General features: G+C 35.4%; 16 protein-coding genes. 15 read left to right on the forward strand and 1 reads right to left on the reverse strand.

Translation table 11 applies throughout. From position 1 onward, the window contains the following. The first annotated feature begins 84 nt into the window (after positions 1-84). The 4 genes from SAZ04_RS13495 to SAZ04_RS13505 all read left to right on the forward strand — a co-directional run bounded on the left by SAZ04_RS13495 (position 85) and on the right by SAZ04_RS13505 (position 4,659). On the forward strand, positions 85-1,785 hold the full coding sequence (locus SAZ04_RS13495; protein WP_332695957.1) for a glycoside hydrolase family 13 protein: 1,701 nt from the start codon (positions 85-87) through the stop codon (positions 1,783-1,785). After that, positions 1,778-3,223, forward strand: coding sequence for a PTS transporter subunit EIIC (locus tag SAZ04_RS13500; RefSeq protein ID WP_332695959.1), 1,446 nt, complete (start codon positions 1,778-1,780; stop codon positions 3,221-3,223). The genes SAZ04_RS13495 and SAZ04_RS13500 overlap by 8 nt, the downstream gene beginning before the upstream one ends. 117 nt (positions 3,224-3,340) lie before the next feature. Then, complete coding sequence (locus SAZ04_RS23470) at positions 3,341-3,460, forward strand: GH32 C-terminal domain-containing protein (protein WP_431309007.1); 120 nt, start codon at positions 3,341-3,343, stop codon at positions 3,458-3,460. A gap of 248 nt (positions 3,461-3,708) precedes the next feature. Further along, positions 3,709-4,659 (forward strand): sugar ABC transporter substrate-binding protein, encoded by a 951-nt coding sequence (locus SAZ04_RS13505; RefSeq protein ID WP_332695961.1) that lies wholly within the window; start codon positions 3,709-3,711, stop codon positions 4,657-4,659. Positions 4,660-4,875: 216 nt separating this feature from the next. Here SAZ04_RS13505 and SAZ04_RS13510 read toward each other — a convergent pair whose 3' ends face one another. Continuing rightward, complete coding sequence (locus SAZ04_RS13510) at positions 4,876-6,540, reverse strand: GMC family oxidoreductase (protein ID WP_332695963.1); 1,665 nt, start codon at positions 6,538-6,540, stop codon at positions 4,876-4,878. Positions 6,541-6,759: 219 nt separating this feature from the next. On the opposite strand from SAZ04_RS13510, the gene SAZ04_RS13515 reads away from it, so the two are divergent. The 11 genes from SAZ04_RS13515 to SAZ04_RS13565 all read left to right on the forward strand — a co-directional run bounded on the left by SAZ04_RS13515 (position 6,760) and on the right by SAZ04_RS13565 (position 21,841). Then, complete coding sequence (locus SAZ04_RS13515) at positions 6,760-7,752, forward strand: LacI family DNA-binding transcriptional regulator (protein WP_332695965.1); 993 nt, start codon at positions 6,760-6,762, stop codon at positions 7,750-7,752. A 411-nt stretch (positions 7,753-8,163) separates the two neighbouring features. After that, positions 8,164-9,456, forward strand: coding sequence for an ABC transporter substrate-binding protein (locus SAZ04_RS13520; protein ID WP_332695967.1), 1,293 nt, complete (start codon positions 8,164-8,166; stop codon positions 9,454-9,456). Positions 9,457-9,768: 312 nt separating this feature from the next. Next, positions 9,769-10,629, forward strand: coding sequence for a carbohydrate ABC transporter permease (locus tag SAZ04_RS13525; RefSeq protein WP_332695969.1), 861 nt, complete (start codon positions 9,769-9,771; stop codon positions 10,627-10,629). After that, positions 10,629-11,447, forward strand: a complete 819-nt coding sequence (locus tag SAZ04_RS13530; protein ID WP_332695971.1) for a carbohydrate ABC transporter permease — start codon at positions 10,629-10,631, stop codon at positions 11,445-11,447. Before SAZ04_RS13525 ends, SAZ04_RS13530 begins: the two co-directional genes overlap by 1 nt. An 87-nt stretch (positions 11,448-11,534) precedes the next feature. Beyond that, positions 11,535-12,212, forward strand: coding sequence for a YesL family protein (locus SAZ04_RS13535; RefSeq protein WP_332695973.1), 678 nt, complete (start codon positions 11,535-11,537; stop codon positions 12,210-12,212). 156 nt (positions 12,213-12,368) lie between these two features. Continuing rightward, the gene (locus tag SAZ04_RS13540; protein ID WP_332695974.1) at positions 12,369-14,051 is read left to right on the forward strand and encodes a glycoside hydrolase family 13 protein; all 1,683 of its coding nucleotides are present in this window, start codon (positions 12,369-12,371) and stop codon (positions 14,049-14,051) included. Between the two features lie 344 nt (positions 14,052-14,395). Next, on the forward strand, positions 14,396-15,349 hold the full coding sequence (locus SAZ04_RS13545) for a sugar ABC transporter substrate-binding protein (protein WP_332695976.1): 954 nt from the start codon (positions 14,396-14,398) through the stop codon (positions 15,347-15,349). Between the two features lie 563 nt (positions 15,350-15,912). Continuing rightward, complete coding sequence (locus SAZ04_RS13550; protein WP_332695978.1) at positions 15,913-17,670, forward strand: sensor histidine kinase; 1,758 nt, start codon at positions 15,913-15,915, stop codon at positions 17,668-17,670. After that, positions 17,660-18,826: a response regulator transcription factor gene (locus SAZ04_RS13555; RefSeq protein ID WP_332695980.1), complete on the forward strand. Its 1,167-nt coding sequence runs from the start codon at positions 17,660-17,662 to the stop codon at positions 18,824-18,826. Before SAZ04_RS13550 ends, SAZ04_RS13555 begins: the two co-directional genes overlap by 11 nt. Before the next feature lie 31 nt (positions 18,827-18,857). Continuing rightward, positions 18,858-20,102, forward strand: coding sequence for an ABC transporter substrate-binding protein (locus SAZ04_RS13560; protein WP_332695982.1), 1,245 nt, complete (start codon positions 18,858-18,860; stop codon positions 20,100-20,102). A gap of 440 nt (positions 20,103-20,542) precedes the next feature. Next, positions 20,543-21,841 carry a sugar ABC transporter substrate-binding protein gene (locus SAZ04_RS13565; protein WP_332695984.1) on the forward strand — a complete coding sequence of 433 codons (1,299 nt, stop codon included), beginning with the start codon at positions 20,543-20,545 and terminating at the stop codon, positions 21,839-21,841. Positions 21,842-21,902 lie beyond the last annotated feature (61 nt).

Here is a 21,902-nt window from a genome sequence, read left to right on the forward strand (position 1 = left end):
CATGTTTTTTTAGTAAATACGGAATCGGTTCCATGAGTACAGCACTTGATCATCTAAGATGGAGACACTATTGGAGGGAATAATATGATGAAAAAATGGTGGCAAAAAGAAGTTATTTATCAAATCTATCCTAAAAGTTTCTATGACTCGAATAATGATGGGATTGGCGATATAAAAGGAATTACACAAAAATTAGATTACTTACAGTCTTTGGGAATTACAATGGTTTGGATATGTCCAATTTATCAATCTCCAATGGCTGATAATGGGTATGATATCTCAGATTATTATCAATTAAACCCAGAGTTCGGAGAAATGAAAGATCTAGATGAGTTAATTGATAAGGCAAAAGAAAAAGGAATTAAGATTGTCCTTGATCTTGTCATTAACCATACATCGGATGAACATCCATGGTTCCAAGATTTACTTGCGAACCCAGAGACTAGTCAATATAGAGACTATTACATTTTGAAATCTGGTAAAAACGGCCAACCACCTACTAATTGGCGCTCTGTTTTCGGCGGTAGTGTTTGGGAGCCTTTGAAAAATACAGATCAGTACTACTTTCATTCTTTTGATATTAAACAGCCTGACTTAAATTGGGAAAACAAGCAAGTTCGTGAAGATTTATATGAAATGGTGAATTACTGGTTAGATAAAGGCATTGCTGGGTTTAGAGTGGATGCAATCACGTTTATAAAGAAAGATCAAAACTATGATAACCTCCCTGCTGATGGAGTAGATGGACTTGTAAAGTGTACAAAGAAGGCTCGGAATCAAGCGGGTATTGAAGATTTCTTACATGAATTACAAGATGAAACATTTTCTAAATATGATTGTGTGACAATTGGTGAAGCTCCTGGAGTACCTTATGAGCAGTACGGTGATTACATTGGTGACAATGGCTATTTTTCAATGATTTTTGATTTTAGATATGCAGACCTTGATGTAGCTTCTGGTAGTGAGTGGTTTAGGAGAATTGATTGGAATGTACTAGATTTAAAGAAATTAATCTTCACTAGTCAAACGGAAATTCAAAAAGTTGGCTGGGGAGCAAACTTTTTAGAGAATCATGATCAGAATCGCTCAATAAGCAAGTATATAAAAGAAGAAGAGAATCGAAATTTCTATTCTGCGACTATGCTAGGAGCAATGTTTTTTTATCTTCGAGGAACGCCTTTTATCTATCAAGGCCAAGAAATTGGAATGACTAATTTTAAACGCAAAAGTATTGAGGAATTTGATGATATTTCAAGTATCGATCAGTACTATCGTTCCATGAAAGAAGGCTTTAGCGCAGAAGAAGCATTACACTTTATAAACTTACGAAGCCGTGATAATTCAAGAACGCCATTTCATTGGAATGCCAACGACTATGGTGGTTTCTCAGAAGTTAAACCTTGGTTAGGAATGAACGAGAATTACACAACGGTCAATGTAGAGCAACAAGAGCAAGATCCAGATTCCATCCTACAATTTTATAAAAAAATTATTCAAGTTAGACAATCGAGTGAGGCAAGTGATTGCTTAACTTATGGAGAAATTGAGCCTATTCTAGACGAGCATCAAACGATTGTTGCGTATAAACGTAAATGGAATAATGAAGAAGTTGTTTGCTATTTCAATTTTTCATCTGAGATTCAAAAAGTTACATTAGATAACCTTAAATATGATGTTCTATTAGATAACTACAAAGAAAAAGAAACGTTTTCTGAGAGAGAATGTACTTTAAATCCATATCAAGCACTAGTTCTCCTAAAGAAAGAGGCGAGCGATCATGAGTGAAAATAAATATGAACGTATAGGAAAAGAAATTATTAATGTCATTGGTGAGGATAATATTGAATCGTATGTTCATTGTGCAACAAGACTGCGATTCTCTATTAAAGATCGCGAAAAGGTTGACGATGAGGCAATAGAAAAGATTGATGAAGTCAAAGGCGTATTCTTTAATGCTGGTCAATATCAGGTCATTTTAGGTACAGGAACGGTCAATAAAGTCTACACCGCTTTAAGAGGGGGGCAACCGGATCAAGAGGATGAGCAAGCGAAAAAGGAATCCTCATCTAGTAATAAGGAAAAGGGAATCAGAAAAGCTGTACGCACGTTAGCCGATATCTTTATTCCTATTATCCCAATCATTGCGGCAACAGGTTTATTCCTTGGTTTGAAGGGTGTTTTGTTCAGTGATGCGTTCTTAGGCTTAATCGGCATGAGCATTGCTGATATTCCTGAATATCTACAGACACTTATATCCGTTTTGACAGACACAGCTTTTGCATTTCTACCAGCCTTAATATGTTGGTCTGCATTTAGGAATTTTGGCGGTATGCCTATAATTGGTTTTGTACTTGGATTAATGTTGGTTTCTCCTGCCCTTCCTAATGCGTATGCGGTGGCAGATATCAATAGTGGAGTAGAACCAATTATGGCTTTCGGTTTTATTCCGATTGTTGGTTACCAAGGTAGTGTGTTAACAGCGCTAGTTGTTGGATTCCTTGGGGCAAAACTAGAGAAAAAGTTACGGGCTGTGATGCCGAATGCATTAGATTTAATCTTTACTCCGTTCTTTGTTTTATTATCAATGATGATTACAGGTTTACTTATTTTAGGACCTTTATTGCATTTTGTAGAAATGGGATTGGTAACGGTTGTTACTCAACTTATTGATACTCCTCTTGGTTTTGGAGGACTGTTAATTGGCTTTATTTATCCGTTAGCCGTGATGACAGGAATGCATCATTTATTTATCATGATTGAAACAACGTTATTGGCAAATACAGGGTTTAACCCTCTAATTGCTCTATGTGCGATGTACGGATTTGCGAATGCTGCAACGTGTTTAGCGATTACGATAAAAGCGAAAAAAAGCACGGTAAAAGTTACAGGGACAAGTGCAACTCTTACACAAATACTAGGTGTTAGTGAACCGGCCTTGTTTGGTGTCGTTATGAGGTATAGTGTGAAACCGCTTTATGTCATGATTGCTTGTTCGGCTGTTGGAGGTGCGATTATATCCTTATTAAATATTCAAGCAAATTCATATGGGTTAGCTGTGATTCTTTCTCCTTTAATGTACATTTATGAGTGGAGTCAGCTTCTCGCTTATCTTGTAGTTTCCGTAATTATATTTGTTGCTGCATTTATTATCACCTACTTATTTGCAGTACCAAAAGAAGTTATGGTAGAAGACCAAGAGCAGAAACTAGACCGTGCGAGTTAGTTAGCTACTAACTCGAATGAATATTCGCTAAGAACGAGTTGCTTATGTCAACTCGTTTTTAGCATTTAAAATGGTTTTCGGAGGGAATGTAAATATGGAATGGATCCCGCTGATGAAATGAATGTGAGAGTATTTGCAGATAAGAGCATGGATAAAATTTTCATTAACTATGGGGAATTAGCCTTATCCGCAAGAGTGTTTCCACAACGTGAATCAAGACTCATCAATTTTTTTTGATCATTCGGTTGAATAAAGTATCATTAAGTATGATTTAGAAAGAGAAGCAATTAAGTAACTATTTAATAGTTATTTAAGTTGTTTAGCGTTGCAGAATATGAAAAAGAGTACTATGATAGACATTTATCATAATGTATTCAAAAGGTAAGAGTTGGATTAGCTATCTCTAAATTCAAAGAGGAACATAGCCTAGCTGTTTGAGTAGCTAAATATCATGTTGATTTAGAAGATGAAAAAGGGAGGACTAAATGGTAAAAAAAAGAATAATCTTTCTTCTTATACTTTTAGCTTTTTCTGCCATCTTAACTGTTTTTATCTCTAAACTATTTATAAACGAAAAACCTACAATAGTTGTTGTGTTAAAAGACTTAGATACACAATATTGGAAAATTGTTAAAGCTGGAGCTGAGAAGGGGTTTCGTGATTTTGGTATAGATGGTAAAGTAATGGCGCCCAGTTATGAATCAGAAGAAGATGGACAAGAGTATCTGCTAAAAAAAGTCCTTAAAGAAAATCCTGATGCATTAATTGTCTCTCCGAACGACTCTTCTATTATTCCTTTTTTAAAGGAGTTTTACGAAAAGGATATCCCTGTATTGCTAATAGATACAGATGCCCCTTGGGAAAATAAAACCTCTTATATTGGGACGGATAATTTCGATTTAGGTAGAATGGGTGGGATGTTATTAGCTTCGCAACTTCAGCCAGGAAGTAAAGTGGCCCTGATTGCAGGAGATATCAACCATCCAATTTCAGGTGATCGAATCAAAGGGGCTAAACATAGTTTACAGGCAGCAGGAGTCAAAATAGCGACAGAAAAATTCGATTTACCAAATGAAACAGAACAGATAAAAGAAGTAATGGAAACGGTTTTGCAAGATCATCCTGATGTTAAAGGTGTTTTTGCCGAGACGGATATTAAGGCATTAGCTGCTTATGAGGTGATTGAGGAATATGGTCTTACTATCCCAGTTATAGGGGCAGATGGAATTAACGAAATGATTGATTTGATAGAGGAGGGAGCGTTACCTGGAACAGTAGCGCAGAACCCTTATGATATGGGATATTTAAGCGTTGAAAGCGCACTGAAAGTGATAAAGGGAGAGAATGTCTGGAAAAATGTTGACACAGGAGTTGATATTATTATTAAAGGTAATGCAAAGCAGAGGTTAGATTTCCAGAAAAGAATATTCAAGTAAGGATTCGCAATTATTTCTTTCTTATGGTCAAAAAATCTGGCTTTAGTAACTTAAAGCTTAAGAATTACTTTGAATCATATCCAGAGGAGGTCGAGACTATCAATGTCTGGAACAGAAAGGGAGAACCAGCTGAACGACTGTATGTTCTCTTTTTCTTATTTGAGGTTGCTCAAAAAGGATAAAAACCGACCTTTTTGAACAACCTCTTTACCTATTTTACTTCTGTTGATTCACAATATAATCAGCCGTTCTAATAGATAGAGCAACTGTTGTTAGTGTAGGGTTAGCTGCTCCCATAGAAGGAAAAACACTATTATCAGCAACATAAAGCCCTGCTACACCATGAACTTGACCATACCGATTCGTAACAGAAGTGTGTGGATCATCGCCCATTCTGCATGTTCCTACTTCATGATAATCACTCCCAGGAGGCATTAGACAAATAGCTTGCTGGCTATTTGGTACAATTAAGGGAGCTTTCATTGCAGAAGAAACTTGATTTAAAGCATCAGCCATTTGGTGAATAATCTCTGTATCTTGTTGACTATAGGAAAAGTTGACGTTTATTTTAGGTACTCCATACGCATCCTGTTTATATGGGTCTAGTGTGACATAGTTTTCAAAACGAGACTCAACTTTACCGAATGCGCTGATCCCGATTAATATTTCATCTAGCAAGGGCTTCTCTTCATACTGTGGATACCACAGATACCATTGATCGTCGCCTCCAGGACCACCCATTTGAATTTGATAGAGACGTTTTTTTGTTTGTGGAATAAAAATGCTAAGTGTACCCAGAACCTCTGGAAATTCTTGTCGGCTTACTTTTGCCGTAGCTAAGAGAAATGAATGATTCGTTAAATAATGGCCGACTGCTCTGCCTTTTATTCCTGAATGGAGCAAAAGACGAGGAGTTTCAAATGTACTTCCTGATAATACAATCGTTTGGGCTTTAAGAACATAAGTTCTTTTAGTAGGAGACATCACCTTTACACCGACTACTTGATTTTGTTCGACCATCACTTTTACCGCACGGGCGTTTACAGCTAGATCAAAAGGCATGCGATTTAGAGCATAAGCGAGCGCGGAGATAGAACTCCAAAATACGTCTGAATGAATTTGCCCATATTTTGTAACTTCAAGATCGGCTGGCGTAGGAACATCTCTTGCTTCGGGGAAACCATTTTCATGAAGGCGTTTTAATAGGATTTCTTGAATCGAAGAGCCCTCCATATATGCAGTGGATACTCTCATCACTTTTTCGGCGATGTTATAGTAATACTTCATTTCTTTCAAGGGGATAGGCCAATCGGAAAATTCAGAATCATCCATTCTAGGAGCAGACATTCCCCAAAATAACGTTCTTCCTCCTAAGGCAAATAGCTGTCGAGCACCTGGGAAATCAGGAAGATATTTACCGGTCCATTTGGATATGGTATGAAAATATTGACTGAAGCGTGTATCGTTAATCGTAGGGATATTCCGTACATGAGTCGGAAGCAAGAGGCTTCCTGCTTCAATCATCCCAACCTTTTTTTCGCTATTTCTCCACTGTTCAGCTAATCTCCGAAGGACAGCTCCTCCTCCTGCACCAGAACCGATAATGAGTACATCGTAATCCGTTTCAGCCATTTGTTCTAAAGATGTAAGTGGAATCCAAGAGGAGAGAAGGTCTGAAGGGGAAGGCAAGGGACATTCGGCAATAGGTGTCTCGAGTGTATCCGGAGTAGGTGGGGAAGGAAGATACACTTTATAACCAGTTATATTCATCATGGGACTTGAAATGTGAGGATTAAATATGAGTAGTTTGTTAAGTTCAATCTTGTGCGTTTCAGATATTTTTAAAAGGCTATCACCATTTTTAGCGACATAAATTCTCATGTGGACACATCCTTTTGTTTATTCTTGTAAACACACTCTAATCTTCATATTTATATGTCTGGCTATTCTTCTGTATGTAATCACGGTATTTTCATTTCAACTTAATTTGATGTAGCTCATTAAATTGGGTTTGTACTGTGTTGCAATTTCCCATCTTCTTAAGTAAGATATATATGAAACTGGTTTCATATATGTTGTTTGACTATGGAGTGATGAGCAGTGCCAACAATAACAGATGTAGCAAAATTAGCAGGGTTGTCGAAAACAACTGTTTCACGTGTATTAAATAATCATCCGTATGTCTCAAAAGAGAACAAAGTACTTGTTCAAAAGGCTATGGAACAGCTAGGGTATTCCCCGAATCCCTCTGCAAGAAGGCTTAGAGGCCAATTAACTTGTACGATCGGTGTTATTGTACCTAGAATCGTAAATCCGTTTTTCTCATATTTAGTCAATTCGATTGAAAAAGTCGCTTATAAAAACAATTATCAAGTGCTCATATTTCAAAGTGACGAAAACAAAGAAAAGGAATTAAATTTTTTAAATTTATTAAAGATCAAGCAAGTAGACGGAATTATTATGACTTCGATTGAAAATGAATGGGATTCAATCGAGCAATATACTAAGTACGGTCCTATAATGTTATGTAATGAATATGTCAATAATGCTAAAGTACCAATGGTTCGTTTGGACCAATCTGAAGGGACTTACATTGGTATTAAGCATTTAATTGAAAGAGGTCATAAAAAAATAGGTTACTGTACAGGAGGATTGTTTGCTGAGGATGGAAAAGATAAGGATCGCAATCAAGGTTATCAAAAAGCATTAAAAGAAGCAGGAATTGCGATAAATCCTAATTGGATTTTTGTAAATCAACATAGCATTGAAGATGGGAAACAGGTTATGAATCAAATTTTAACTCTGAACGACCGTCCGACGGCTATCTTTACTGGTAGTGATGAAATTGCCGGTGGAGTTATGATTGAAGCGAAAAAGCATGGTTTGAAAATTCCTGATGATATTGCTATTATTGGTTTCGATGATCAACCTATAGCTGAATTGCTTGAACCTGCACTAACGACAATACGTCAGCCTATCGATCAAATGGGGGAAAAAGCTGTAGAGGGATTAATTGCGATGTTAAACAATCAAGAAGTGCAGATTAAAAAGATTGATTTGCCAATACAGTTAGTTATTCGAAAGTCCACATAAGTGAAAAATATAAGTGAGACTAGCTTTGATAGCTCTTACTTATATTTTAATTATCAATAAATGTAGAAAACTATTGAAACCGATACCATAGAGATGTATAATACAAATAAAGTTAGAAAGGAGGAGACAATCAAGAAAGTAAAAAGATATGGATGTAATATTTTTTTACTTTCTTGAGGAACCGATACCGCAAATAGGTGAGTGTCTTGTTGTCTGCATATTTTGATGAAAGTTCATTTGTATTACTATTTTATTTTTGAGGTTGGTTTTTTATTCAGGTATGAAAGCGATATCATACTTAATGTTTAATTAAGGAAATTATCAAGTGAATATTTACCTTAAGGAATGTTGATAGTAAAAAGGTGATTATTTTCCTTTGATTTTGATATTAAAAATTAGGAGTGAAATGAAATGAAAAAAATTTTTTCAAAGGTAGTTTCTGCACTGCTTGTATCTAGTATTGTATTAGCTGGATGCGCTTCATCTGATGAAGGAGAATCCGGTGCTAAGTCAGATAGTCAAATAACAATAAATATTTTCCAAGGTAAAGTGGAATTTAAAGATCAGTTTGAAAGTCTTGCGCAAAGGTATGAAGAAGAAAATCCAGATGTGAATATTAATATTACTACAGTGGGTGGAGGGTCAGACTACTTCAGCTCACTAAGGTCACAATTTTCTGCAGGTGATGATCCGGAAATTTTTAGTCTTTCAGGGCCATCTGAAGCTGCTGTTTACCAAGAATATTTAACTGATTTATCAGATACAGCTGCAGCAGCTGCTGCTCTTGAAGGAAGCCTTTCCGCAATGAGTGATGAAGATAACGTTTATGGATTACCTTTTAACCAGGAAGGATATGGATTTATATATAATAAAAAAATCTTTGAGCAAGCTGGAATTAATCCAGATGAAATTCTATCTTATAATGATTTGGAAAAAGCTGTTAAAACAATAGACAGCAAGAAAGAAGAATTAGGAATTGAAGCGGTATTTGCGCTGGCTGCTAACGAGAAATGGGTTATTGGTAGTCATCTAGCCAACGTATATCTAGCACCAGAATTCAATCATGACGTTTTAGAAACTTTCGATGCTGAAACAGTTGGTTTTGAAAAAGATAGTGAATTGCAGAGAATGCTTGATCTTCAAAATGATTATTCAATCCAACCATCATTGAGTCTTGATTATTCACAGCAAGTAGAACAGTATTTCTCATTGGAACGTGTTGCGATGATTCAACAAGGAAACTGGATTTATCCTTCAGTTTATGAAATGGATCCAGAATTTGCTGAGAATAATATCGGTATTTTACCAATTCCTGTAGAAGGATTTGAGGGCAGTCTTCCTGTAGGCATTCCGAATTACTGGGTAGTGAATAACAACAAAGATGAAGAAGTTATTCAAGCATCAAAAGACTTCTTAGACTGGATGTATACATCTGAAGTAGGTAAAGAAGCGGTTTTAAATGATTTTAAATTTATTCCTGCATACGAAGGGTATGATACATCACAAATCGCAGACCCTCTTTCTCAGAAAATTTACGAATATGCTTCAGAAGGAAATACGATTGGATGGGTATTTTTGGGGTATCCGACTGGCCCATGGGGAGATGTACTCGGAGCAAACATGCAAAAGTATTTAGATGGACAAATGACTTGGGAAGACGTAGTCACTGAATCACGTAGCGAATGGGAACGCATAAGAAAGTAGCTCTTTTTAAATAGAAAAACAGCTAACGAAGAGGGCACTGAAAAAGATTGATTTTTATCTTTTTCAGTGCCCTCGAAGCAATGAGCGTAGCCGTTGCCTGGTTTTAAAGCCCGCTATGAGTGGGTTTCTCATAGCGGGCGCGCAACGTGCGGAGCCATTGCCACATCCTCGATGGACTTTTTCAGTGGCTTCCTAACGAATTCTGTTTTGTTAGCTGTTTTTTGCAAAAAGAACTAGGTACAAATAGAGATACTTATCTCAGTCGATAAATTCTAAAAAGATTTTAGTGTGAAATATAACGGAGGGTTTTTAATGAGAAATCGGGATCTATCATTCTGGATATTTTTAACACCAGTTCTATTAGGTTTAGTCCTTGTTGTCATTGTTCCATTTATCTATGGATTTATCTATTCATTCACAAACTGGAATGGATTAACGGCTACAAGCTTTCTAGGATTTGAAAATTATAGTAAGGTATTACAGGATAAAGGCTTTTTAGATTCTATATGGTTTACGATTAAATTTTCGGTGGCATCCGTACTTTTACTGAACTTTTTAGGTTTAGGCTTAGCTATACTTGTGACACGGAAAATCAAATCGAACAATTTTTTAAGAACGATCTTTTTTATGCCAAACTTAATTGGTGGTTTAATATTAGGATTTATTTGGCAGTTTATCTTTATAAGCGTTTTTGCTGATATTGGAAATTTACTGGCGGTTGAAGGTTTAAAGGGTTGGTTATCTACAACGACTACTGGTTTTTGGGGACTCGTGATTTTGACCTGCTGGCAAATGGCTGGATACATTATGATCATTTATATTGCTTATTTGCAAAATATTCCTGGTGAGTTACTTGAGGCAGCTGAAATGGACGGGGCAAATAGCTTTCAAAAATTTCGCAGTGTTACCTTTCCGCTAGTAGCACCGGCTTTTACAATTAGTATGTTTTTGACGTTATCTACTTCATTTAAAATTTACGACCAAAACTTATCACTAACTAATGGTGGTCCTTATAATTCAACTGAGATGGTCGCGATGAATATTGTAAAAACGGCTTTTACTAGTAATGAGATGGCCTATGGGCAGGCGAAAGCCGTTATCTTTTTCATTCTCGTTGCAGCAATTGCAGTAACGCAAGTTTATTACAATAAAAAACGGGAGGTTGATTTGTAATGAAGAGCGATAAACGTAGGTTATATTTATTAGAGATTTTCGGCATATTGCTCGGATTGCTTTGGTTATCTCCTTTTTACTTAATGGTTGTAAATGCATTCAAGTCTAAGAGGGAAATCTTTACGGATGTACTTGGACTACCTGAAGAAATAACAACAGATAACTTTGTTCAGTCATTTATTGACTTGAATTTCGTTAATTCACTATTTAATTCAGTGTTGATAACGGTTGTCAGTGTTGGGATTATTATTTTCTTTTCTTCAATGGCAGGGTATGCCCTAGCAAGAAATAAAAGCAAATTAAGTGGAGTACTCTTGTTAATCTTTGTTGCGGCAATGCTGATTCCTTTCCAATCGGTTATGATTCCACTTATTTCACTATTCGGGAGTGTAGATATGCTTAATCGAACAGGTCTTATCTTTATGTACTTGGGATTTGGCTCTAGTCTATCTATTTTTCTATATCATGGAGCTATGACTGGGATATCAAAAACTCTGGATGAGGCTGCTACTATTGATGGAGCAAATAAATTACAAGTGTTTTGGCGTATTATCTTCCCTTTATTAAAACCTATATCTGTTACAGTAGGTATTTTAAATGTTATTTGGATTTGGAATGACTTTTTATTACCTTCTCTAATACTAGATGGTTCAAGTGCAACGATTCCTTTAAGAATGTTTTACTTCTTTGGTCAATATACAAAACAGTGGCACTTAGCTTTAGCGGGATTAACGATCGCGATTATTCCAGTAATTATCTTTTACTTTTTTGCACAAAAGCAAATTATTAAAGGTGTTGCTGAAGGTGCAGTTAAATAATGAACCATTTATCTAAATTGAAATTAGGAACTCACTATAATTTTGCTAACAAGTAAAAAATTTAGAATGGATTAAGGAGGAGTCATCATGAAAGGGTTAATTGGTGGGTTTTATCATGTGAGTGAATGGATCATGAAGTTCTCAGCAGTTAATTTGCTTTGGCTCCTCTTTAACCTTCCTATCGTTCTAATCGTAATGAACATGATATTCGTAGATCGCCCAAGAAACTTGTTCATTTTAGTAGCTCTTCTTGGGATAATGGCACCTTTTATATTATTTCCGGCTACTGCAGCTATGTTTGCATCTGTAAGAGACTGGGTTTTAAAAACAGATACTAGTAGCATTTTTAGATCTTTCTGGAATTATTATAAAGAAAATTATAAAAGGAGTTTACTTGGAGGTCTCATTTTAACTGGAGCATGGATCGTTTGGGGAGTGGACTATTACTATTTCAATAAGTTGAATGTCATGCTAATGTTCACCTTTCTTCTACTGGGCATTCTGTTATATGTTTATACACTTAACTTTTTCTCTTTAATGGCACATTATGACTTGAAATTGCGATCTTTGTTAAAAAAGTCTTTTTTATTTACTTTTGGAAGTCCTATTTTATCCGGGGCGGTGTTTCTAGGAAGCGGCCTCATAATTTACGTTAGTATTAATGGTCTTCTATTTTTAATTCCTTTTTTTACAGGGTCCCTAATCGCTTTTATATCATTTTCGGCATTTTATAGAGTGTATTTAAATCTAACAAATAGGTCTTGAAGAATATAAAGTAGTTATATCAAATTATTAAGGTGATCAACAGAATTAAAAGAGTTAACAGTATGGCCTTATGAATCGGTTGTTTCTGAAACAGATGAAAGACTTTGGTTTGACAATCTCGGAGAAATCGAAAAGAAAAATTGATTGGAGAGAATTATGAACAAAAAATGGTGGAAAGAAGCAGTCGTGTATCAAATTTATCCGCGTAGTTTTATGGATACAAACGGTGATGGAATCGGTGATCTACAAGGTATAATTTCTAAACTAGATTACATAAAAGATTTAGGAATTGATGTTATTTGGATTTGTCCTATGTATAAATCACCAAATGATGATAACGGCTATGATATTAGTGACTATCAAAATATTATGGACGAATTTGGAACAATGGACGATTTCGATCAGTTATTAGAGGAAGTTCATAATCGAGGAATGAAGCTAATAATAGATTTAGTTATTAATCATACAAGTGATGAACATCCATGGTTTATTGAATCTCGCTCCTCTAGAGGTAATGCTAAACGTGATTGGTATATTTGGAGAGATGGAAAAGATGGGGGTCCTCCAAATAACTGGGAAAGTATTTTTAGTGGGTCTGTATGGGAATTTGATGAAAATACAGACCAGTATTATATGCACATCTTTTCAACAAAACAACCAGACCTTAACTGGAAAAACCCAGAAGTGCGTAGAGCTTTGTACGATATGGTAAATTGGTGGCTTGATAAAGGCATTGATGGCTTCCGAGTGGATGCAATTAGTCATATCAATAAAGAATATGGATTAAAGGATATGCCTAATCCAAAAGGGTTAAAATATGTTCATTCATTTGATAAACATTTGAATGTGAAAGGCATACACAAATATCTTCAAGAATTAAAAGAAGAAACATTTTCAAAGTACGACATCATGACTGTTGGAGAAGCAAATGGTGTTAAGGTAGAGAATAAAGAAGATCTAGAAGAATGGATAGGGGAAGAAAAAGGGAAATTCAATATGGTTTTTCAGTTTGAGCATTTAGGTTTGTGGGAAGCAGGGAAGAACGAAAAGCTAGATATAGTGGCATTAAAGGCTACCTTATCAAAATGGCAGAAAGCACTAGAAAATAAAGGATGGAACGCTTTATTCATTGAAAATCATGACCAGCCCCGCAGAGTATCAACGTGGGGAGATGACAAAAAGTATTGGTATGAGAGCGCAACAGCACTAGCATCTATGTACTTTCTGATGCAAGGAACTCCTTTCATTTATCAAGGTCAAGAAATTGGTATGACAAATGTTAAGTTCAATTCAATCGAAGAGTATAATGACGTCGCAGATAAGAATATGTATCGCTATAAGCGTGAAGAAGGTGTCTCACATAAAGAGATAATGGAACTGATATGGGCGTCAAGCCGTGATAATTCGAGAACACCAATGCAATGGACTAAAGAGCAGAATGCTGGATTTACAATAGGAACACCATGGTTAGGTGTTAATGAAAATTATAAAAGCATAAATGTTGAGAAGCAACTTCAAGATGAGAGATCAATTCTTCACTTCTATAAGAAAATGATAACGTTGAAAAAGAAAAATGAAGTATTTACTTATGGGACATATCATCTTATTCTCGATGATCATCCACAGGTTTCTGCTTATACGCGTACGTTAGATAATGATAAAGTAGTTGTCTTTTCAAATCTTACAGATGAAGTTGCAACATGGAAGAAAGGACTAAATTTCTCTGTTAATAGTAATCAATTGTTGTTAGCCAATTATGATGTCTCAAATCATGTTTCTACAAACAGGTTAATATTAGAACCATTTGAAACAAGAGTCTACCGTGTCAACTCAAAGTAGTATAATACAGACTGGTAAGGAAGTTAATCTTCTATATCGGTCTAGTTTTTTAAGTGAGTGGACTCCTAGAGCGTGTTCAAACAGGTTTGTGGGCACTTGCATGTCTATTGTTGTGAACAGGAGTCTTTCGTCTGAAGGTTATATTGAAAAAAAAATCACTTGTAATAGTATTATGGTATTATGTCATTAGCACTTGTGATGGATTGTTGAAGACTTGAAAGACCATACAAAAAAGGTAAGAAAACTTAATTCTCCATCATCTTAAGTCTAAGAGGAACATAGTGTCAGTTTTAGTTATTTGCGTAGTGTAGCTGAGCAACTTAGATGAAAAAGGGAATGATTGAATGTTGAAAAAAAGATCAATATTTCTTCTTATCATTATAATAGTTTTTTCCACTATCTTAATAGGTTTTATATCTAAATCATTTGTAAGTAAAAAACCTACAGTAGTTGTTGTATTAAAAGATTTACATACACAGTATTGGGAAATTGTAAAAGCAGGAGCTGAGAAGGGGTTTCGTGATTTTGGTATAGATGGTAAAGTAATGGCGCCCAGTTATGAATCAGAAGAAGATGGACAAGAGTATCTGCTAAAAAAAGTCCTTAAAGAAAATCCTGATGCATTAATTGTCTCTCCGAACGACTCTTCTATTATTCCTTTTTTAAAGGAGTTTTACGAAAAGGATATCCCTGTATTGCTAATAGATACAGATGCCCCTTGGGAAAATAAAACCTCTTATATTGGGACGGATAATGTCGATTTAGGTAGAATGGGTGGGATGTTATTAGCTTCGCAACTTCAGCCAGGAAGTAAAGTGGCCCTGATTGCAGGAGATATCAACCATCCAATTTCAGGTGATCGAATCAAAGGGGCTAAACATAGTTTACAGGCAGCAGGAGTCAAAATAGCGACAGAAAAATTCGATTTACCAAATGAAACAGAACAGATAAAAGAAGTAATGGAAACGGTTTTGCAAGATCATCCTGATGTTAAAGGTGTTTTTGCCGAGACGGATATTAAGGCATTAGCTGCTTATGAGGTGATTGAGGAATATGGTCTTACTATCCCAGTTATAGGGGCAGATGGAATTAACGAAATGATTGAGTTGATAGAGGAGGGAGCGTTACCTGGAACAGTAGCGCAGAACCCTTATGATATGGGATATTTAAGCGTTGAAAACGCACTGAAAGTGATAAAGGGAGAGAATGTCGGAAAAAATGTTGACACAGGAGTTGATATTATTATTAAAGGCAATGCAAAGCAGAGGTTAGATTTCCAGAAAAGAATATTGAGGTAAGTATTCGTAATTAATTCTTTCTTATGGTCAGAAAATATCGTTTTAGTAATTTAAAGCTAGAAGCATTACTTTGAATCAAAATTCATTTCTTTCAAGGGAAAAGGCCAATCGAAAAATGCAGAATCATCCATTCTAAGGACGGCTCTCCTCCTGCACCGAGAACCGACAATGAGTACGTAATTATCTGTATCAGCCATTTGTTTCAAAGATGTAAGAGGAATCCAAGAGAGAGAGAGGATCTGAAGGGGGAGACAAGACAGTTAGTTAGTCATTAACAAGCTTACAATAATACGTGTTCTCAATCTGAGAGGCACGTGTTTTTGGGTTGAGTTTAAGTTAGGGGCCTTTTTATAATTTAAATTTAAACATAAATCACAAGAATACCGCGTTTTGAAAACGCTTTATATCAGATACAATTATAAAATGGGCAAGAAATGAAATGTCCGGTGGAGCTTGCTAAATTTATCGTTTATATGATGACCAGTAAATACCATGTATACTTGTTTACAATGCATATGCTACTATTTTTATAACATAAATTATTTAGAAAAATGGGTGTTTTTATGAAGTTTCAAAATAAAATTCTCATAGCATTTTTATTTTTTATTTTATTTCCGATTTTTATTTTAGGGTTCGTTTCGTATCATGTCACATCATCTACGTTAAAGAATAAGGTAGGGGATGAGACGTTACAAACATTAAATGCTATTGATTTAAATTTAAATATGGTTATGTCTGAGGTAGATACTCTATCAAATTACATCATTTCTTCTAGGGAAGTACAAGACTTTATTAAGTATAATGATGAGCAGTCATTGATCGAGTTTTATAATCAAGGTCAAGCGATTGCAGGCCTTCTTTATGGCCAATCTAAGCTTGATGATCTAGTTCTTTATAGTGCTAGTGGAAAAGTTTACAGCTTTAAGAGAACTGTAACACCAGCATTTGAACAATTTCTAGAATCCGAGTTTTACAGTGTGATGGTAGAAGAAGAAGGAAGGTCCGTATGGCTATCACCGGCTGAAAATGATAAGTTTGTGAAGAGTGAGAATCCAATGTTTTCACAAGGGCGAGTCATTAAGGATATTAATACTCTTCGTGATATCGGATATCTTATTCTTGATGTGAAGCTAGACCGTTTTGATGAAGTGTTTAAGAGCCTTCAGCAACAAGATTCCAAGGAAATGATCGTAAATGATAAAGGAGAGGTTGTTTACAACCGTGACCATCAATTGATCGGAGAAACAATCAAGCTTCCGAAGGATTTGTTGTCAAATCAATCCGGAACATTAATTGATCATTGGGAGCAAGAAAAAAGTTTAATTTCTTTCATTCCCTTCACATTTAATGAGTACGAATCCTCTACTTTTTTTCTCATATCAATAAAGCCATGGAGCTTTATTACGAATGAAACAAAATTCATTCGACATGTAACCATTGTCTTTGTCTTTCTTGTGACAGTGTTTGCTGTTTGTTTTAAACAATTGTTCCTGAATAGAATTATCCATTTTATTACAGAATTTCAATCTAATATGAATCGTGTTGAAAATGGACAATTAACGGCAAGGATGAAAGCGTTTTCTATACTAGAATTAAATCAATTAGCAAAGGGTTTTAATCGAATGGTTGAGGAAATTTCAACCTTATTAAAGCGAGTTAAAAATGAACAGGAACGAAAAAGAAAAGCCGAATTTAAAGTGTTGCAAAATCAGATCAATCCACATTTTTTATATAATACGTTAGAGTCAATCAATTCCATGGCAGTGTTACATGGAAGCAGAGATATTAGTAAAATGACGATCAATCTCGGTAAGCTACTTCGAATTAGTATTAATGCTACTGACAAAGTGACGATCAGTGATGAAGTGCGGCATGTTATTAGTTATATGGAAATTCAAAAGGTACGCTTTGATGAAAGCTTTACGTTTGAAATTGAGATCGATAAACAATTAGAACACTATTTTATATTGAAACTTGTTCTGCAGCCATTAGTAGAGAATATTTTAATTCACGCCTTTGATCGGAACAAAGATGATGGTTTCATTAAGATTCGTGGAGGCATTTCTAAAAAAGAAGGATTTTTCTTTATTGAAGATAATGGAGTCGGGATAACAAATGACGTCCTTTCAACCTTTAATGAATGCAATCTGAAAAGCAAAACATCCAATCAGAATATCGGTTGTGGAGTGATGAATGTTCAAGAACGCCTGAAACTTTATTATGGCGAACGCTATGGCATGATGATCTGTTCGGAAGAGAACAAGGGTACAACGATTAAACTTACATTTCCGCTAAGTGAGGGTGAACAAGATGACATATAAAGTGATACTAGTTGACGATGAATCGCTCATTCTTAAAAGTTTAAAGAAAATCATTGATTGGGAAGCCTTTGACTGTGAAGTTGCAGGAACGGCTAATGATGGACAGGATGCGGTTTCTCTTATTTATGACATTCAACCAGAGATTGTGATAACTGATATTTGTATGCCGGAAATGAGTGGCCTTGATTTATTAAAAAAGGTGCAATCGTTTCAAGTAAGGCCGGAAGTGATTTTGTTAAGTGGCTACAATGAATTTGAGTATGCAAGAGAAGGATTACAAAATAATGCATTTGATTATATATTAAAGCCGATCGACCATGAAGAATTAGAAGAGTGTATACGCAGATTGATTGTTAAATTTGAAAATGAGAAGAAAAAAGCATATGAATATAGGAAACATCTCATCCACGAAGCGCTAACTCTTGGAAACGATAAACTCAATCTTGCAAATGATGAGCGTACGTATGTCATTACAGCGTTAGAATTAAATAAACCATCAAGTGATGAACAACAGTTGATGGAGTGGGCAAAAAAAGAAAGAGACGAACAGCTCACAGAAGTTTTTTTCTATAAGTTTGAGAGTGCACGCTATGTAATCGTTTATGCTCATTCCAAAGCGAACGTCGAATTAGCTACTAAGGTTAAATCAGAAATGGTTGAGTTAGGTGAGAGGATAAATTCACTTGTGAAAATAGCAGTTGGAAAAGATGTCATTGGGATTCATAACCTTTCTCTCTCTTATCAGCAAACATGTAAATTACTAGAATCTGCTTCGTTTTTAAAAATGAATATGATTTCAGAAGAGGATATAAAAAATGAATATCAATCCAAATACTCTCCTGATGCAGCGATCAAAAAAGCAAAATCATACTTAAAGGAAAACTTCACAAAAGAGATTGGCATTGAATCCGTTTCTGAAGAAGTCGATTTAAGTATTAGTTATTTTAGCGTTTTATTTAAGCAAAAAACAGGAGTGACGTTTTTAGAATATGTAACAAATCTTAGAATTGAACATGCCTGTCTACTATTAAAAACAACCGACTTAAAGACCTATGAAATTGCAAATATGGTTGGTTATAGTGATCAACGATACTTTAGTCAAGTGTTTAAAAAGCGATTGCATGTCACTCCAAGTCAATTTCGAAGAAGCGATTAAAATAACTTTGCAAATGAAAGGGAGGCTCAAAATGAAAACAAGAAACATGATTTGTTGTTCGCTTGTAATCGCAAGTTTTTTGAGCGCTTGTTCTATGGCGGAGGATATCCAGACTGAAAATAAGAAGAAACAACTTGAGTTCTTTCAGTCGAAAACGAATGTTGTTGAATTTTTTGACGAAATGATTGAAGAGTTTGAATCAGAGTACCCTGATATAGAAATTAAACAAGTTAATGTTCCAGGTGGTATGGAAGTGTTAAAGACACGAATTGCCTATGGTGATATGCCTGATATTTTTATTACTTATCCAATCGAACAAGATTATGTCATACGTGCAACAAAAGGGTACCTATTAGACCTTACTAATGAGGATTTTATTAATAATATAGACTCTACAATTCAAAATCGTTATGTTATCGATGGGAAGATGTATGGAGTGGCTTTATCACAAAATGCTGTTGGAGTCATTTATAATAAAGATATATTTGAAGAATTAGAGCTTGAAATTCCAAAAACATGGGATCACTTTATAGAAACATTAAAGAAAATACAAGCAGCAGGCAAACAACCACTCTTAATGGCAAATAAAGATTTAGAAAGGATAAGCGTATTTAATCTATCACTAGTTGCCAATAAGTTTGACAGTAAATATTGGGAGACATTAAACAAACATCATCTAGACTTAAAAGAAGATCAAAGGTGGATTGAAGTCTCTAAAAAAATGCTAGAATTTTTAGATTTCGCTCAAGGAGATTCATTTAGTACAGAGGGAGATGATTTAAATCAAGCATTTGTCAATGGAGATGGAGTAATGAGTGTAATTGGAGTATGGGAGATTCCAAATCTTGAGAAGATAGATGCAAATTTTAACTACGGGATCTTCCCATTCCCTTCAACAAATGATCCGGAAAGAAACAAGGTACTCGGAGGAGTAGACGGTGGATTTGCCATTTCAGCTAATACCCAATATCCAGAAGAAGCAAAAAAATTCTTGGAATTTCTCGTTAAAAAGGAGAATGCGCAAAAATTCTCAGATTATGAGGGGAATATTAGTGCTGTACAAGGTGTCAAGATGAACAATGCGGAAGTAAGTTTGTTAGCTGAGCAGATTTCTCAAGGAAAATCGGTGAATTGGCCAAACCACTATTGGGTTGGCGGAACAGCAGCTGAAGAGGATTTCAGGAAAATTTCACAGCAATTCTTTTTCGAGCGTGACATCCATGCTTATCTTGAGAGACTAGAGCGAATGTTTGATACTTATAGACAGATCGAGTAGGAATTATAAAAGGCTAGTATTATTTCTGATAATTTCAAAGCGTTTAGTAAGTAAAATCCCCCAACTTTTATGGGGGATTTTATTTTGACTAAAGAGAGTTTGTTGAAAAAGAGGAGTGTAAGTTACTAGTCTGATCTGAGAAACTGTTTTGAAGAAGACTTAGAGGCATGAAATACCTCTCATGCCACTGAAAGAAGTTCCGTTGATTGTCTAAAGGTAATTCAATAAAGGAAAAAAGTTTTTTTTGAAAAGCATCTATAGTAAGAATTTGAACAAAAATCAAAGGTATGCCTCGTTTTGAAAGCGCTTTATTGCATATACAATGAATTTATAAGAAGTTGAAACAAAAAAGGGGGCTACTGCTAAACAAGTCTATCGTTAGTAACCGTTTTATTAAAAATGTAAACGTACACATTAAAAAGATTATAGGGGGAAATAAGATGAAACGTTTTGGTTTAGGCTTCCTTTCATTAGTAACGGCAGTAGGAATTGTCGCTGGATGTTCTTCTAGTGATGATGTTGCTAGTACTGAGGAGGGCAATAGTAATAATCAATCAGATAGTAGTGGAGAAGTTACATTAACTTTATGGCATCCAGAAGGGGATATGTCAGAAACTTATAAACAAGTTATTGAACAATTCAACGAAGAGTATGAAGGAGAAATTGAGGCTGAAATTACATTTATTCCAAGAGGTAATAAATATGCCTATGAAGATAAGATTTCAGCAGGTGCGACAAGTAATACATTGCCTGACCTAGTAGCGTTAGATGGTCCGAATGTAGCTAATTATGCAGATGCTGGAATCATCCAACCAATCGATGGCCTTGTCGAAAATCAAGATGATTTTGTAGAATCGATTATTACACAAGGTACATTTGATGGAAACCTCTATACAGTTGGAGCAACAGAATCAACTGTAGCATTGTTTTATAATGTAAAAATGCTAGAAGAGGCAGGAATTACACCGCCTACTACATTGGAAGAAGCGTGGACATGGGATGAATTTTATGAAGCAGCTAAGAAATTAACTGACAAAGAGAATGGTACTTATGGAGTTAACTGGACATTGGACTACGGTGAATGGATTATTTATTTCACAGGACCTACTGTCTGGAGTAATGGTGGTAGCTTGATTGCTGAAGATGGTTCAAAAGCAGATGGTTACGTTAATGGACCAAAAACCGTTGAAGCTTTAGAATACCTTCAAAAGTTTACAAATGAGGGACTAGTAAACTTACAACCGACACCTACTGAATTTGAAGATGGAAACGCTGCAATGATGTTAATGGGTTCATGGCAGTGGAATAAATTACAAGACTATCCAGATACGGAATGGGGAATCACATATTACCCACGAAGCAATGAAGGGGAACAAGTTTCACCATCAGGAGACTGGAACTGGGGAATATCAACAGATACGAAACACAAAGAAGAGGCAGCTACACTTTTAAATTATGTAACGAACAAGGAAAACATTATTAAATTGGCTGAATCAGGAAATAAGCCAGCAGCACGTATGTCTGCGTTTGAAGAAATGACAGAATGGAATGAAGCACCTCTTAACATTTTAAAAGATCAAGTGTTAAATACTGCTCATCCAAGACCTTCTACAACCTCATACCCTGTATTGTCAACGAGATATGGGCAAGCGGTTCAAAATATTTTCCTTGGTGGTGATGTTCAGGAAGAATTAGATAAAGTAGCAAACGAAGTGGATACAGATATTTCACGCAAATAATAATAATTTCATAAAGGCAATCGGATGAGATTGCCTTTATGAAAAAGATAAGAAAGTACAA

Origin of the sequence: Halalkalibacter lacteus, from assembly GCF_036663595.1 — a bacterium.
GTDB classification, from domain to species: Bacteria; Bacillota; Bacilli; order Bacillales; family Bacillaceae_D; genus Halalkalibacter; species Halalkalibacter lacteus.